The sequence below is a fragment of the Elstera cyanobacteriorum genome (assembly GCF_002251735.1).
Lineage (GTDB): Bacteria > Pseudomonadota > Alphaproteobacteria > Elsterales > Elsteraceae > Elstera > Elstera cyanobacteriorum.
The window spans coordinates 413,293-427,728 of the sequence record NZ_NOXS01000033.1; the positions used below are offsets into that span (position 1 = coordinate 413,293).

18 protein-coding genes are annotated in these 14,436 nt (G+C 63.3%); 11 read left to right on the forward strand and 7 right to left on the reverse strand.

What is annotated here, in order from left to right; genetic code table 11:
• Nucleotides 1-49 precede the first annotated feature (49 nt).
• Nucleotides 50-664, reverse strand: coding sequence for a bifunctional nicotinamidase/pyrazinamidase (gene pncA, locus CHR90_RS14185; protein WP_094409663.1), 615 nt, complete (start codon nt 662-664; stop codon nt 50-52).
• Nucleotides 664-1,467 carry a 4-hydroxy-tetrahydrodipicolinate reductase gene (gene dapB, locus CHR90_RS14190; RefSeq protein WP_094409664.1) on the reverse strand — a complete coding sequence of 268 codons (804 nt, stop codon included), beginning with the start codon at nt 1,465-1,467 and terminating at the stop codon, nt 664-666. Before dapB ends, pncA begins: the two co-directional genes overlap by 1 nt.
• A 140-nt stretch (nt 1,468-1,607) precedes the next feature.
• Between dapB and CHR90_RS14195 the strand changes: the two genes are divergently transcribed.
• The 3 genes from CHR90_RS14195 to CHR90_RS14205 are packed head-to-tail and all read left to right on the forward strand — an operon-like array spanning nt 1,608 to nt 3,563.
• Nucleotides 1,608-2,621 (forward strand): alpha/beta hydrolase, encoded by a 1,014-nt coding sequence (locus tag CHR90_RS14195; RefSeq protein WP_229671493.1) that lies wholly within the window; start codon nt 1,608-1,610, stop codon nt 2,619-2,621.
• Nucleotides 2,622-2,670: 49 nt separating this feature from the next.
• Nucleotides 2,671-2,916, forward strand: coding sequence for a TraB/TrbI/VirB10 family type IV secretion system protein (locus CHR90_RS14200; RefSeq protein ID WP_141210961.1), 246 nt, complete (start codon nt 2,671-2,673; stop codon nt 2,914-2,916).
• 11 nt (nt 2,917-2,927) lie between these two features.
• A complete protein-coding gene (locus tag CHR90_RS14205) occupies nt 2,928-3,563 on the forward strand; it encodes a LysE family translocator (RefSeq protein WP_094409667.1) in 636 nt (211 codons plus the stop codon).
• A 97-nt stretch (nt 3,564-3,660) separates the two neighbouring features.
• On the opposite strand, the gene metW is transcribed toward CHR90_RS14205, so the two are convergent.
• Both metW and metX read right to left on the reverse strand, forming a co-directional pair.
• Nucleotides 3,661-4,260: a methionine biosynthesis protein MetW gene (metW, locus tag CHR90_RS14210; protein WP_094409668.1), complete on the reverse strand. Its 600-nt coding sequence runs from the start codon at nt 4,258-4,260 to the stop codon at nt 3,661-3,663.
• Nucleotides 4,257-5,399: a homoserine O-acetyltransferase MetX gene (gene metX / locus CHR90_RS14215; RefSeq protein ID WP_094409669.1), complete on the reverse strand. Its 1,143-nt coding sequence runs from the start codon at nt 5,397-5,399 to the stop codon at nt 4,257-4,259. The genes metW and metX overlap by 4 nt, the downstream gene beginning before the upstream one ends.
• A 202-nt stretch (nt 5,400-5,601) precedes the next feature.
• Between metX and pheA the strand changes: the two genes are divergently transcribed.
• The 4 genes from pheA to CHR90_RS14235 all read left to right on the forward strand — a co-directional run bounded on the left by pheA (nt 5,602) and on the right by CHR90_RS14235 (nt 8,978).
• Complete coding sequence (pheA, locus tag CHR90_RS14220) at nt 5,602-6,486, forward strand: chorismate mutase (RefSeq protein WP_094409670.1); 885 nt, start codon at nt 5,602-5,604, stop codon at nt 6,484-6,486.
• Between the two features lie 29 nt (nt 6,487-6,515).
• On the forward strand, nt 6,516-7,613 hold the full coding sequence (hisC, locus tag CHR90_RS14225; protein WP_094409671.1) for a histidinol-phosphate transaminase: 1,098 nt from the start codon (nt 6,516-6,518) through the stop codon (nt 7,611-7,613).
• The gene (locus CHR90_RS14230; RefSeq protein WP_094409672.1) at nt 7,610-8,497 is read left to right on the forward strand and encodes a prephenate/arogenate dehydrogenase family protein; all 888 of its coding nucleotides are present in this window, start codon (nt 7,610-7,612) and stop codon (nt 8,495-8,497) included. Before hisC ends, CHR90_RS14230 begins: the two co-directional genes overlap by 4 nt.
• Before the next feature lie 67 nt (nt 8,498-8,564).
• Nucleotides 8,565-8,978, forward strand: a complete 414-nt coding sequence (locus CHR90_RS14235) for a VOC family protein (RefSeq protein ID WP_094409673.1) — start codon at nt 8,565-8,567, stop codon at nt 8,976-8,978.
• On the opposite strand, the gene CHR90_RS14240 is transcribed toward CHR90_RS14235, so the two are convergent.
• Together CHR90_RS14240 and CHR90_RS14245 are read right to left on the reverse strand one after the other, a co-directional pair.
• Nucleotides 8,975-9,445: a MarR family winged helix-turn-helix transcriptional regulator gene (locus CHR90_RS14240; RefSeq protein ID WP_094409674.1), complete on the reverse strand. Its 471-nt coding sequence runs from the start codon at nt 9,443-9,445 to the stop codon at nt 8,975-8,977. The two genes, CHR90_RS14235 and CHR90_RS14240, sit on opposite strands and share 4 nt — an antisense overlap.
• Nucleotides 9,445-10,632, reverse strand: a complete 1,188-nt coding sequence (locus CHR90_RS14245; RefSeq protein WP_094409675.1) for an Acg family FMN-binding oxidoreductase — start codon at nt 10,630-10,632, stop codon at nt 9,445-9,447. The genes CHR90_RS14240 and CHR90_RS14245 overlap by 1 nt, the downstream gene beginning before the upstream one ends.
• A gap of 144 nt (nt 10,633-10,776) precedes the next feature.
• On the opposite strand from CHR90_RS14245, the gene CHR90_RS14250 reads away from it, so the two are divergent.
• Nucleotides 10,777-11,601 (forward strand): AraC family transcriptional regulator, encoded by an 825-nt coding sequence (locus CHR90_RS14250; RefSeq protein ID WP_094409676.1) that lies wholly within the window; start codon nt 10,777-10,779, stop codon nt 11,599-11,601.
• Here CHR90_RS14250 and CHR90_RS14255 read toward each other — a convergent pair.
• Nucleotides 11,580-12,476, reverse strand: a complete 897-nt coding sequence (locus tag CHR90_RS14255; protein ID WP_094409677.1) for an SMP-30/gluconolactonase/LRE family protein — start codon at nt 12,474-12,476, stop codon at nt 11,580-11,582. The genes CHR90_RS14250 and CHR90_RS14255 overlap by 22 nt on opposite strands.
• A gap of 131 nt (nt 12,477-12,607) precedes the next feature.
• Here CHR90_RS14255 and CHR90_RS14260 point away from each other — a divergent pair, with 131 nt between their 5' ends.
• Genes CHR90_RS14260 through CHR90_RS14270 form a run of 3 tightly spaced genes read left to right on the forward strand, consistent with a single transcriptional unit; the run spans nt 12,608 to nt 14,388 of the window.
• Entirely contained in the window at nt 12,608-13,186 is a 579-nt protein-coding gene (locus CHR90_RS14260) for a YqaA family protein (RefSeq protein ID WP_094409678.1), read from the forward strand.
• Between the two features lie 3 nt (nt 13,187-13,189).
• On the forward strand, nt 13,190-13,933 hold the full coding sequence (locus tag CHR90_RS14265) for an LOG family protein (RefSeq protein WP_094409679.1): 744 nt from the start codon (nt 13,190-13,192) through the stop codon (nt 13,931-13,933).
• 29 nt (nt 13,934-13,962) lie between these two features.
• The gene (locus tag CHR90_RS14270; protein WP_141210962.1) at nt 13,963-14,388 is read left to right on the forward strand and encodes a hypothetical protein; all 426 of its coding nucleotides are present in this window, start codon (nt 13,963-13,965) and stop codon (nt 14,386-14,388) included.
• Nucleotides 14,389-14,436: the final 48 nt, after the last annotated feature.

The following is a 14,436-nucleotide window of genomic DNA, read 5'->3' on the forward strand; positions in this document are numbered from 1 at the left end:
CGCCGCGCTGTCAACTCACTGTCACAGATAAAATTGTCAGGCTTACCGACTAACCGACCTGCGTTAGGGCAACGCCGCGCGCCGATAGGCGCGCCCAAGCAGCTTCCAGCGACCCGTTAAGGTCGATGGCACGGCAGGCATCTTGAAACACGCGGACGCGGAAGCCTTGGCGGGCGGCATCCTCGGCGCTCCACGCAACGCAGAAATCGGTGGCAAGGCCGACGCAATCGACGTGGCGCACATCGCGGTCGCGCAGATAGGCGCCAAGACCGGTGACCGACCCATCGGCCTCGGCAAAGGCGGAATAGCTATCGACGGCGGCGCGGAAGCCCTTGCGAATGATCAGCGCGGCATGGGGGACCGAGAGGTCCGGGTGAAAATCTGCGCCGGGCGATCCTTGCACGCAATGGTCCGGCCACAGGGTTTGCAGGCCGTAGGGGAAATCCATTTCCTCGAACGGCTGGCGGCCCGGATGCTGGCTGGCGAAGGATTGATGGTTCGCCGGGTGCCAATCCTGGGTCAGCACCACCAGATCGTAATTTTGCGCCAAGCGGTTGATCGGGCGGACAACCTCCTCCCCCCTCGGCACGGCCAGCGCCCCGCCTTCGCAGAAATCGCGCTGCACATCGGTGACGATCAGTACCCGGCCGGAATTTTCGCGCATTATTGATCAAGCCCCAGCACGTCGGTCATCGTGTAACGCCCGGGCGACCGCCCGCTGCACCACAGGGCGGCGCGCACGGCCCCGGCGGCGAAAATATCGCGGCTCTGGGCCTTATGGCTCAGTTCGATCCGCTCCCCCTGCCCGGCAAAGGTCACGGTGTGATCACCGATAACATCGCCGCCGCGCAGCGTGGCAAACCCAATCGTGCCAGGGGTGCGCGGGCCGGTGAAGCCATCGCGACTGCGCACCGATTGGTCGGCGAGATCGACGTTCCGCCCGCGGGCCGCCGCCTGCCCTAAGGCGAGGGCGGTGCCAGAGGGGGCATCGACCTTATGGCGGTGGTGCATTTCGACGATCTCGATATCCCAGTCAATGTCCAGGCTGCGGGCCACCCGCTCCACCAAGGCCGATAGCAGCACGACGCCGAGGCTCATGTTCGGCGCTTGCAGAATGGGGGTGGACAGGGCGGCGACGGCCAGCGCTTCTTCCGCCGCTTCATCAAGGCCAGTGGTGCCGACGATCAGCGCAGTCTGATGCTCCGCCGCCAGCTTGGCGTGCAGGGGGGTGGCGGCAGGGGAGGTAAAATCGATCACGGCATCTGCGGCGGCAAACAATGCCACTGGGTCCGCCGTCACCGGCACGCCGAGCGGCCCGAGACCGGCGAGCAGTCCGGCATCCTGACCCAGCGCCGGGGCGCCCTCGCGGTCGGTCACGCCCGCCAGGGTCGCGCCATCGGTCCGGGCGACTTGCCGGATCAGCATTTGGCCCATCCGTCCGCCGCCACCGACAATGCCGATCTTCATGACGCTTACTCCCCCCACCGATACGATCTTACCCGGATAAAGGGGTGTGCGTCGGGGCGCCTGTCAAGACCCCCCTCGCCCTTCCAAGCGCAAAGGGCTAGTCTGCGCGGCGTTCTTCCCGGAAACGTGAGGCTTGTTCCGTGCGTAAAGACCCTTCCGCCCCGATGGGCAGCGTTACTCCTCTCTGGCTCGACTCAAAAGCCCTCCAGGGCACACTGACGGGGGAGGCGGTGCGGCGGCGCATTGATCTCTATCTACCCGCCGGGCATACGGGCGACGGTTTGCCGTTGCTGGTCGATCTGGTCGGCTTTACCGCGGGCGGCCCGGCGCATACCAATTGGAAGAACCACGGGGAAAATGTGCCGGAACGGTTGGATCGGCTGATCCACAGCGGCGCCATGCCGCCGGTCGCCGTCGCCTTCCCCGATTGCTTTACCCGCCTAGGCGGCAATCAATATGTGGACTCGGTCGCCCTGGGCGCCTGGGAACAGTTCCTGATCGCTGAAATGCTGCCGCTGATCGAAGGCCAGTTCGGTTGCGGTGGCGCGGGGCGGCGGGGCGTTTTTGGGAAGTCGAGCGGCGGCTATGGCGCGATCTATCACGCGCTGAAGCATGGCGGCACGGTCTGGAGTGCGGCGGCCTGCCATTCGGGCGATATGGGGTTCGAGCTGATGTACCGGCACGAGTTTCCTGCCGTGCTGCGGACGCTCGCCAAATATCAGGGCAGCATTCCGGCGTTCCTGGAGCATTTCCATACGGCGCTGAAAACCCGCGACGAGGATTGGATGACGATCATGCTGCTGGCGCAAGCCGCCAGCTTCGATCCCGACCCTGCCGCCCCCTGGGGCTTACGCCTGCCGGTCGATCCCTATACCTGCGAACTGATCCCGGAGCGTTGGGCGGCCTGGACAGCCTATGACCCACTCAGCCTAGCGCCGCAGTATCTCGATAACCTGCGCGCGCTGAAGGCGCTGTTCATCGATTGCGGCGATGCCGACCAGTATAATCTTCTTTATGGCGCCCGGCGGATGCACCGGCTGCTGACGGAGAATGCGGTGGCCCATCTGTATCAGGAGTTTCCAGATAACCATTCCAGCATCGATTATCGTATGGACGTGAGCCTGCCAATTCTGGCGAAAGCCCTGGCGGGCTAGGCAGTCGGCGTTCCGTTAGGCATGCTTGGAATATCTGGTGGAGGCGATGATGTCGGAAGAACCCATCAATCTTGTTCTGGAACACTTGCGGGCTTTACGGCGAGAGGTGGGCGAGGTGCGCGATGATGTCCGCGACATTAAGGTTCGCCTGACCCGGATTGACAATACCGTCATCACGCTGCGCCGGGAACAGGCGAGCGATGCGGAGGGGGTGGCGCATCTCGAAGGTCGTCTCGACCGTTTTGGCGAGCGGCTGTCGCGGATCGAAACCCGGTTGGATATTCTTGATAGTTAGGAAGCGTTTGAATGGGTATTCACGATCTTTGGCTGTTCATTCTGGCGGGCGCGCTGCTGAATGTAACGCCCGGCCCCGATATGGCGCTGGTCATCGCCCGCAGCACGCAGCACGGCCCCCGCGCCGGGATCGCTGCTGCGCTGGGGATTGGTGTTGGCACCTTCTTTCATATCGCGGCGGCGGCAGTGGGGATTTCGGCGCTGATCCTAGCTTCGGCCTGGGCTTTTACCGCCGTGAAATGGATTGGCGCGCTGTATTTGATCTACCTTGGGATCCAGACTCTGCGGGCAACCTTCGGCCAGGCTCAGGCCGCCGCGCCGCTTGTCGCCGCTGCGCCCGCTAGCCTTGCACAGATTTTCCGCCAAGGGGTGCTGACCAATGCGCTGAACCCCAAGGTGGCGATCTTCTTTCTCGCCTTCCTACCGCAGTTCGTCGATGCCGATGCGCCGTCGACAGCGATGGCGTTTCTAACTCTCGGTCTGATTTTCGATGTGGTCGGAACCCTGTGGAACGTGGCGGTGGCCCTCGCCGCCGGGTGGCTTGCCGCAACGGCCCCGTCGCAGCGCCTAAAACTGTGGCTTGAGCGCGGTATCGGGGCTTTGTTCGTCGGCGTTGGGGTGAAGCTTGCCCTGTCGGGGCGGGATTAGAGCGTTTTTCGTTCGCCACGGCTCACGTCAAACGCTCTAAACTTTTGTTTTTTCAGCAAAGACTAGTCGTGGGTGTTCCACCCGCTCGGGATTTGCTCTAGCGCCGCCGCAGCAAGCAGACCACCTGCGGGGCCAGCAGGTTCGGCCAGCGCGCCGCCCAGGCCGGGATCGGCGCCCCGGCCGAATCGAGGGCGCGCAGCCGTTCGATCTCTAAGTCCAGATCGGCGGCGAGGCCTTTGAAGTCCTGTACCGTACAGAGGTGAATGTTCGGCGTATCGTACCAAGCATAGGGCAGGTCGGGCGTATTCGGCATATGCCCGCCCGCCATCAACGCCCAGCGCACCCGCCAATGGCCGAAGTTGGGGAAAGAGACGATCACCCGCCGTCCGATCCGCGCCAGATGCGCCAGCACGTCGCGCGGCGCGCGGGTCGCCTGCAAGGTCTGGCTGAGGATCGCGTAATCGAAGCTGCCCGCCGGGTAATCGCGCAAATCCGTATCGGCATCGCCCTGGATCACCGATAGGCCGCGCGCCACGCAGCCGTTCACCCCGGCTTGCGACAGTTCGATACCGCGCCCGTCCACTTGCTTGGTTTCCGCAAGATAATGCAGCAGCGCTCCATCGCCGCAGCCGATATCGAGAACCCGCACACCGGGGTCAATCATTTCGGCGATAGACAGAAGATCGCGCCGGATCATGCCAGCCCCCGCAGCGTTGCGCAGCCCTGGAAGAACCCGCGAAGCACGGCGAACATCTCCGGCTCGTCGAGCAGAAACGCGTCATGGCCACGGTCGGTCTCGATTTCGCAGAAGGAGACATTCGCCGCGACCGCATTCAGCGCATGCACCAGCGCCCGGCTTTCCGAGGTTGGAAACAGCCAGTCGGAGGAGAAGGAGAGGACGCAAAACCGCGTTTGCGTTCCCGCGAAAGCCTTCGGTAGCCCACCGAACTCGGCGGCAAGGTCGAAATAATCCATCGCGCGGGTGATATACAGGTACGAATTGGCGTCGAACCGATCCACGAAGGCCGCGCCCTGGTAGCGCAGATAGCTTTCCACCTGAAAATCGGCGTCGAACCCGAAGGTCACGGCGCTGCGGTCCTGTAACGACCGGCCGAATTTTCGGTGCAGCGCCGGTTCCGACAAATAGGTGATATGGGCTGCCATGCGGGCAACCGACAGGCCGCGCGCCGGTACCGTCCCCGCGTCGGGGTAATGGCCCTCGCGCCAGTCGGGATCGGCCATGATCGCTTGGCGCCCGACCTCGTGAAAGGCGATATTCTGCGCGGAATGCCGGTAGGAGGTGGCAATGGGCACCGCCGCGAACACCTTCTCGGGGTAATGCGCCGCCCACGACAGAACTTGCATGCCACCCATCGACCCGCCGACGACGGCGAACCATTGATCAATGCCGAAATGGCCCATCAACCGTTCCTGGGCGCGCACCATATCGTTGATGGTGATCACCGGGAAATCGATGGCATAGGCCTTGCCGGTGGCAGGATTCGTTTCCAGCGGGCCGGTCGAGCCCATGCAGCCGCCGATGACGTTGGAACAGACAATGAAATAGCGCGCCGGATCGAGAATCTTACCGGGGCCGACCAATAGGCTCCACCAGCCCTCCCGCCCCGTCACCGGGTGCTTTTGGGCGACGTATTGATCGCCGGTCAGGGCGTGGCAGATCAAAACCGCATTGCTGCGGCTTTCGTTCAGCGTGCCATAGGTGGTCACCCCGAGGCTGAAGGGCGCCAGGGTTTGGCCGCTATCGAGCGGCAACGGGGCATCGAACCGGATCACTTGCCGGGTCGTTGCGGGGATAGAAGCCGTGAGGTCAGTCATCGCGGGCGGTTACCACTCCCAAGGGCCGCAGCGGCGGCCAACTCTTTGGAACCAAGGGCGCATAGGATGCGCAACGCGCCCCGAAGGTCAATGTTTGTTTTCTCATGGGGGTAAACTTGTACCCGGATAGCCGCTTTCCCCTTCCGCCGCCCGTCCGGGCGCGCTAGGTTTGCTGCCCGACCTGAGTGCTGTAAGCGAGCCTATGATGACCGACGCGGGTGACATCCCCCCCCAGACCCCGACCGATGCGGCGCCGCAGCGGCTGGCGGCGCTGCGCGAGGAAATCGACCGGCTGGATAATCAGATCCATGATCTGCTGATGCGCCGGGCGGAAATCGTTGCCGAGGTGGGCAGCGCCAAGCGCGGCGCCAACCCCACTTTCCTGCGCCCGGCGCGCGAAGCGGAGATTTTGCGGCGCCTCGTCGCCCGCCATCAAGGCAGTCTGCCCTTCGGCACGGTTGCCCGCATTTGGCGCGAAATCGTCGGCGGCATGACGATGATCCAGGGTAAGTTCGGCATTGCCGTCTATCTGCCGGAGGGGGATGGCACCTATTGGGATTTGGCGCGCGACCAGTTCGGCGTGCTGCCGAGCGTGACGGTGCATTTGTCGGCGGGGTCGGTCTTGCGCGCGGTCAGCGACGATCCGGCGATGCTGGGGGTGCTGCCCTGGCCGCAGGAAGGCGATTCGGACCCTTGGTGGCAGTATGTGCAGCAGGCCGATGATCATACGCCGCGCATTGTTGCCCGCCTGCCTGCCTATGGCGCCGCGAATGGCCCGTCGGCCTTGGTGATCGCGCGGGCGCCGCTGGAAGCGTCGGGCGAGGATCGTAGTTTCCTGGTGGTGGAAACCTTGAAGGAAATCAGCCGAACCCGTTTGCTATCGCGCGTTGGGGCGGCGGGATTCACGGTGGATTGGATTACCGATCAGCTTGATAAGCCCGGCCTGCCGGGCCTGCATCTGATTGAGGTGGAGGGGTTCGTCATCGAAACCGACCCGCGCTTGCTGGCCCTCCACCGTGACAATCCCGAAGAAATTGGCCAACCGCGCGTGATTGGTGGCTATCCGATGCCGCTGCGCCGCAAATAAACAGTCTCCCGATTAGAAAAGTAGACATCATGAGCAAGGCCCCCGTTCCGCGCCCCGGTATTTTGGATATTGCCGCCTATGTGAGCGGCGCCAATCAGATTGGGGCGACGGTGACCCTAAAGCAGCTTTCTTCCAACGAAGGCGCGCTTGGCCCCAGCCCGGCGGCGATGGCTGCGCTGACGGCGATGGCGGGCGAGCTGCACCGCTACCCGGACGGCGGTAGTACGGCGCTGCGGCAGGCGTTGGCCAAAAAGCACGGGCTGGATGCCGCCCGCATCGTCTGTGGCGCCGGGTCGGACGAACTCATCGCCCTGCTGCTGAAGTCCTATGCGGGTCCGGGGGACGAGGTTCTCTATAGCCAGCACGGCTTCTTGATGTATCCCATCGGCGCCAAAGCGGTTGGGGCAACGCCGGTGGCCGCGCCGGAAACCGCGCTGCGCACGGATGTCGATGCTATGCTGGCGGCAGTCACGCCGCGCACGCGCGTCGTCTTCCTCGCCAACCCGAATAATCCGACCGGCTCCTATATCTCGGCGGCGGAGGTGGCGCGCCTACACGCCGGGCTGCCGTCTGATGTGCTGCTGATCATCGACGCCGCCTATGCCGAATATGCGGAAGGCCGCAACGATTACACGGCGGGCATCGACCTCGTCGAAAAATTCGCGAATGTCGTGATGCTGCGCACGTTCTCGAAGATTTTCGCTCTGGCCGCCCTGCGTCTCGGTTGGGCCTATTGTTCGGCCCCGGTGGCCGATGTGCTGAACCGCGTGCGCGGGCCGTTTAATGTCAGCCTAGCCGCCCAGGTTGCCGGGGTGGCCGCCGTCGAAGATAGCGATTTCCTCGCCCGCTCCCGCGCCCATAACGAAGCCTGGTTGCCGTGGATGACGGAAAAACTGACCGCCTTGGGTCTAAGCGTCGCCCCCAGCGCCGGGAACTTCATTCTGGTGCGCTTCCCGGATACCCCCGGCAAGACGGCGGCGGACGCTTGGGCCTATCTGTCGGAGCGGGGGGTGTTGATCCGCAAGATGCACTCTTACGGTTTGGCGCATTCCCTGCGCATCTCTATCGGCCCGGAAGAGGAGTTGCAGGAGTGCCTGCGCCTGATCACGGAGTTTCTGGCGGCATGAGTGCTGGGGTTGCCCCCTTCGAGCGGGTGTTGATTGCAGGGATTGGGCTGATCGGCAGTTCCTTTGCGCTCGCCCTGCGCCGGGCCGGGGTAGCGAAGCAGATCGTTGCCTTTGATCATACGCCGGCTCATATCGACGAAGCCTTGCACTTGGGGATCGCGGATGAGGCGGGGAATGATCCGGCGCTCGCCGCCGGGGCCGATTTGGTCGTGCTCTGCGTGCCGGTCGGCGCGTGTGGCAAGGTCGCGGCTAAGCTGGCACCCCATTTGAGCGAGGGGGCCATCGTCACCGATGTTGGCTCGGTCAAGCAGGCGGTGATCCGCGACGTGGCGCCGGTGCTGCCGCCGCACGTCCATTTTATCGCCGGGCATCCGATTGCCGGGACCGAACATTCCGGCCCTGCTGCGGGCTTTGCCGAACTGTTTGACGGGCGCCACTGCATTCTGACCCCCGCCGAGGGGGCGAACCCAGAGGCGGTGGCTCGGTTGCAAACCGCGTGGGAAGCCGTTGGCAGCCGGGTGACGATCATGAGCGCGGAGCATCACGACAGGGTGCTGGCCATCACCTCCCACCTGCCGCACCTTATCGCCTATACCATCGTCGGCACCGCCACCGACCTTGAAGAGCATATGCAGCAGGAAGTGATTAAATATTCGGCGGGCGGTTTTCGCGATTTTACCCGCATCGCTGCCTCCGACCCGGTGATGTGGCGCGATGTGTTCCTGAATAACCGCGAGGCGGTGCTGGAAATGTTGGGCCGTTTGCACGAAGACCTCGGCCTGCTCGCCCGCGCCATCCGCATCGGCGACGGTGCGACGCTGGAGGAGAAATTCGCCACCACCCGCGCCATCCGCCGGGGCATCATCGCGGCGAAACAGGCATAGGATTGCTTGCGAACGAAGGGGAAACACGCTAGGGTGGCGAAAGTTTCCTTTTTGTTCGGAGGCCCCCGTGGGCATTACTGTTTATCTGACGTTCGGCGGCACCTGCCAGGACGCCATGACCTTCTATGGCGAAGCCCTGGGCGTGACGCCGAGGTTCTACCCGTTCGCGGGCACCCCCGCCGAGGCTGAGGTTGCACCGGAATGGCGGGACAAGATGATGCACGCCGGTCTGACCTATCAGGATACGCTGTTCATGGCCTCGGATTGGATGGGGCCGGGCGAGATTTCTTATAGCGGCTTTACCGTTTCCTTGAATACGGCGAGTATCGAGGAGGCGGAACGCTTGTTCGCCGCCCTGTCGGCGGGCGGTACGGTGACGATGCCGATTGCCGAAACCTTCTGGGCGCTGCGCTTCGGCATGTTCACCGATAAATTCGGTGTGCCGTGGATGATTAACTGCGACCGCCCGGAAGCAGCCTAATCGGCACCACTGGCAGGTCCGGCGTCCCGCGCGCGATCCAGCCAGCGGCGGAGGTCGGCGAGCTTCGGCAGAAGGTCGGTAAAAAAAGCGTCCCCAAAGGCTTCGCTGAGGCGCGTCATATCGGGGCCTAGCGCGGTGATTGCCGCCGCGCGGGCCTCCCGTCCCGCGTCGGTCAAGTAAACCTTCTTACCGCGCCGATCCTCTGGGTCGGGGGTGATTGTCACGAGCGCTTTTTCGGCGAGTTTGCGCACGACCTCCCCCATGCTGGCTTTGGTCACCTGAAGCGCGCTGGCCATGCGGACCAAGCTGCGCCCGTCGCCCATCCGCACCAGATGGTTGAGGGCGGTGAACTGGGCAAGGCTCAGCCCCAGCGGCATGACCTGTTCAAACCGCCGCCCCGCCAATTGGGCAATAATCCCGATTTCATTGAGGGTTTGAAAGACGAGTGGGGGCGGGGTCTCGGTCATCAGAAAGCCATCGATAGTTTCGGCCCAGCGACGATCAGCGATGCCGGGTCGCGCCGGGGGGCGGGAGAGGTGGTGGGACCATAGCCGATCCGGGCCAGCATCTGCACGCGCTCGGGGGCATGCACCTCAAGCTCGGCCATTAGTTGGCGCTGCGCCTCGGCCATCTCGGGATATTCTTGCAGCAATTGGCTCATCGGGTGCAGCGATAAACCGGCCTGGGCGACGCTGAGGGCAAGCCGTTGATAGGCGCGCCCGGCGGCGATTTGATCCTCGCGACGGTTGCCCGGTGTTGTGAGCCAAATCAGCGCGGGCGTCGCCTCCGTCATCGCCCTATAGCGATCAAGCCCCGTTTGGAAGCTGCTGCTGGTCGGATCGGCCAGGGCTTCGCGCGTGACGATCCCAGTGCGCCCCAGCACTTCCATCATGCCACCACCAAGGTCGATGCCGTCGCGGTGTCGGGTGATTTCCTCAGCGCCAATCCGCATGAGCTTGACGCTTTCCAGAAACGTCCGGGGCAGGCGGGTTTCAATCTCCATACCGACATAGAGCAGGTCGCGCAGGCGCTTGACCCGGTCGGGGGACGCGGTCGCCGCGAGCCGGGCGTCGGCGGTGCTGAGGGCGGTCAGGGCGCGCAACTGCCCATTGCTGGGAATCTTGGTTACGTCGAACGGTTCCTTCACGCTACGGCGCTGGGTAATCGCGTGGGCCAGCGGGTCGGCTTGGCCCCCGGCGATCAAGCGTACCTCGGCGACGGGGCGATGATCGACGCCGTTTGTGGCAAAAGCCCCTTCTGGAAACAGGGTGACCTCGGCCCGATAGCCTTCCAGCCCTGCCGCCAGCGCCAAGGTTTCGATGAAACAACCCTGACCAATCACGATCTGGCGGTTGACCGGATCGGTTTCTGGCAACAGGCGGCGGCGGTCCACATACAGGCGCATCCGGTCGTCGCCGATAAGCTCGATCAGCCAGGATTGCAAATTATGCGGATTGGGGGCGAGGGCGGCATAGCTCAACGCCCGCTCTCGCGGGTTGCGGCCTTGGCCTGCGGTGCGCCACGGGGCATTCGCGGCAGCGGGAACATCGGGGATCAAGCTTATACCGACCCCTCCGGCGATCGCCGCCGTGCTTAGGGCGGCAAAGCCCCCCAGGGTCCATTTCAGGAAACGGCGGCGATTGAGCGAGGCCATGATACGCTCCAATAGTAAGGGTCCATACCGTTAGTATGGTTCCTTACTATACGATCCTGTCAAGCCCTTTATCTGGGCGCGTGGGTTTCGCAAGATTTATCAAAGCCGCCTGTGCTTCTGTAGGCGGAGAGCGAAGGGGGGCCTATGCTGGACAATTCCTACGAAGCGCGCCTGTTGCGGGTGATAGACTATCTTTGGGCGAACCTCGATGCGCCGCTCGATCTCGATCATTTGGCGGGGGTTGCCGCCTTTTCCCCCTATCACTTCCACCGTATCTATCGGGGCGCGACGGGGGAAACGGTGGCGGAAACCGTGCGTCGGCTGCGGCTGCACCGGGCGGCGGGGGCGCTGGTGCAGTCCGACCAACCCATTTCCGAGATCGCCAACCGGGCGGGATACGGCAGCCAAGCCGCGTTCACGCGCAGCTTTTCCGCCGATTACGGCCTGCCGCCCGCGCTCTATCGCCGCCGATCCGTTGATCCTGCCCTGAAGGAGAGCCAGATGTTACCCATCGATTACGTGACGCTGCCCGATCTGCCGTGCGCCGCTGTCCCGCACCGTGGATCGTATCTCGAAATCGGGAAAGCGTTTGAAACGCTGACGGTTTATGCCGCCGGGCGCGGGCTGATCGGGCCCGAAACCCGCATGTTCGGCGTGTACCACGACGATCCCTCCGCCGTTCCGGTGGGCGATCTTCGCTCCGAAGCCTGTGTGACCGTCCCGCCTGGAACGGCTCTCGACAGCCCTGCCCAACCGCTCACCATCGCGGGGGGGCGCTACGCCGCCGCCTTGCATGTCGGTCCCTATGCGGAACTCGAGCATGCCTATCAGTGGCTGTTCGGCACCTGGTTGCCGGAAAGCGGGCAGGAGCCGGATGATCGCCCCGCGCTGGAGGAATATCTCAACGATCCCCGGACCCTGCCGCCCACCGAGTGGAAGACGCTGATCTATGTGCCGCTCAAAGGGTAGGCGACCGCCGGAATCGCCTCGCCCGGAACCGCAACGCGCAGGCTGAACAGCGACCCCGCTAGGGGTTCGGCAGCCAGTTGCTCGGCCGTCAGCCCTTCGGCGGCGCTGGTGATATAGAGGGTTTGCCGGTCCGGCCCGCCAAAGGCGACCATCGTCGGGCGGCTGACCGGCAGGCTAATCGCGTCGGTAATCGTGCCATCGGGGGCAAAGCGCAGTACGCGGCCCCCGGCGAACTGCGCGCTCCAATAGCCGCCTTCGCAATCCATCGCCGCCCCATCCGGGCGACCGCCTGCGGGCGGCAGGCTGGCGAAGATCGACCGTGCGCCGATAGCGCCCGTCGCGGGGTCCATCGGGTAGGTATAGATAGCGTGGGCGCGCGTGTCGGAATGATACAGCCGCGTCCCATCGGGCGACCAGGCAAGACCGTTGGAGACCATCACGTCGCCCGCCCGCGCCTCCAGCCCCTCGGCGGTTAGGCAGTAAAGCTGCGCGCTGCGTTCGGTGCGCGGCTCGTGCATCGTGCCGACCCAGAAGCGGCCCTGCGGATCGACCTTGCCATCGTTAAAGCGGTAGCGGCTTGGGTCATAGGGGGCGGGGGTGAGGGCGGTCTGAGCGCCCGTGTCGGGATCGAAGCGCACAAGCCCCGAGCGCAGGGCGAGCAGCAGGGCGCCATCGGAGACGCGGGCAACGCAGCCGATCGCCTCGCCAAAATGCCATTCACGGACCGCGCCCGTTGCCGGGGTTAGGCGAAACAGCGTTGGCCCGTTGATGTCAACCCACCACAGGCAGGCGCGCGGCGCATCCCAGACCGGCGATTCCCCGGTTTTGCACTGTTGCCGAACCGCCAGTTCGACCGGACCCAAGAGTCTCGACATTCCATGCTCCTTTAAGCCCCCCTCTCCCGCGCCCCTTGTAGCCGGTTTTGCGGGGCTTGTCTCTTGACCCTTGCCCGGGGGCGTGGCACACCGCGCCGCACCTTCCTTTGCGCATTGGACGCCGATTTTTCATGCTCCGCCGTCTCTACGACTGGGTGATCGCCCTTTCCGGCACCCCGCAGGCCCCCTGGGCCTTGGCCATCGTGTCCTTCGTCGAAAGCTCCGTCTTTCCGATCCCGCCCGATGTGATGCTGGTGCCGATGTGCCTTGCCAATCGGCGCAAGGCGCTGTTTTACGCGACGATCTGCACCCTGGCTTCGGTCGCGGGCGGGTTCCTCGGCTATGCCATTGGCTATTACCTGTGGGAAGCGGTCGGCTCCTGGGTCATCCAGACCTATGGTCTTGGGGCGAAGTTCGACGAGTTTCAAAAGGCCTTTGCCGAGTATGGCTGGTGGATCATCGTTCTGAAGGGGATGACGCCAATCCCCTATAAGCTGATCACCATCGCCTCGGGCGTTGCGCATTTTCCGCTGCTGGCTTTTACGGTCGCGTCGATCCTATCGCGGGCGATGCGCTTCTTTCTAATCGCCGGGCTGCTGCACTTCTTCGGCGAACCGATCCGCTTGTTTATCGAGAAATATCTGACCTTGCTGACCACGGTTTTTGCCGTGCTGCTGGTTGGCGGGTTCGTCCTGCTACGCTATCTCTAAGGCATGACCGACCGCCCCGATAATTCCGCTCAAAAAGCGTCTGCCGCCTACCGCCAACCCGCGCTTGATCCAGAGTTTCTGCTGGGCGATTCGATGCGCGGTGTGCGCTTCCTCATGGAATACGCCAAGGCGGAGGAGCATCTGCGCCGACATGCCATTGCCTCCACCATCGTGGTTTTCGGCAGTGCGCGGGTAAAGCCGGGCAGCCCTTGGTACGAGGCGGCGCGGGCCTTTGGCGCCTTGGCGTCCCGGCGCGGTGGGGCCTTGATCGACCGGCCAGAGGGGCGGGAGCATGTGATCGCCACCGGCGGCGGGCCGGGGATTATGGAAGCCGCCAATCGCGGTGCGGCGGAGGTTGGGGCGCCGACTATCGGCTTCAACATCACCCTGCCGCACGAGCAGGAACCGAACGCTTTTTCAACGCCGGACCTAACCTTCCGCTTCCATTATTTCGCCATGCGCAAGATGCATCTGGCGATGCGCGCCGCCGCCCTGGTGGTCTTTCCCGGCGGTTTCGGCACGCTCGATGAACTCTTCGAACTGCTGACCCTGCGCCAGACCGGCAAGATCGACCATGATCTGCCGGTAATCCTGTTCGACCGGGGGTTTTGGACGAAGCTGCTCGATCTTCAGGTCATGCTCGACGCCGGAATGATCGCGGAGAGAGATTTAAAGCTCTTCACCTATGCCGATACGGCGGCGGAGGCGTGGGAGTTGCTGGCGGCACGGGGATTGGGGCGCGCCTAAGACCAGTCGCCGACAAATGCGGAGGATATATGCTTCCCCGGTTGATAGGTTTAATGGCCCTAAGCGGGATTGTTGGTTTCTGCGCCGGAATTGGGTTTACGACCGTCACCGACGATATAAAGCCTTCCTTGCCGCCCATTCTCCAAAGTGACGATCTGTATCGTCTCATTATTGAAAATCCGTCGCTCGATCAGGCGGTGATTAACTATGAGGGGCGCCGGGCCGCTACTTTGTGCCTAGCAAAATCCTATCAACCACCCACTCGGTCGGAGCTTTCCCTGCCCTCAAATATTCATGATATGTTGAACAACGATGCTGACATCACTAATTTCATGATTTTCTTCGATGATCATGGCGAACTGCTTTTCAGTTTGACGGCGCATTATGGTGATATTCCCAAAAGAGTCGGTTTAAGTTGGGGGGAATGTCTTGATTTTCTCAAAAAAACGCAATAATTATTATATTTTCTATTTTTGTGGTGAGATAGTGTTTTTATTGCTTTC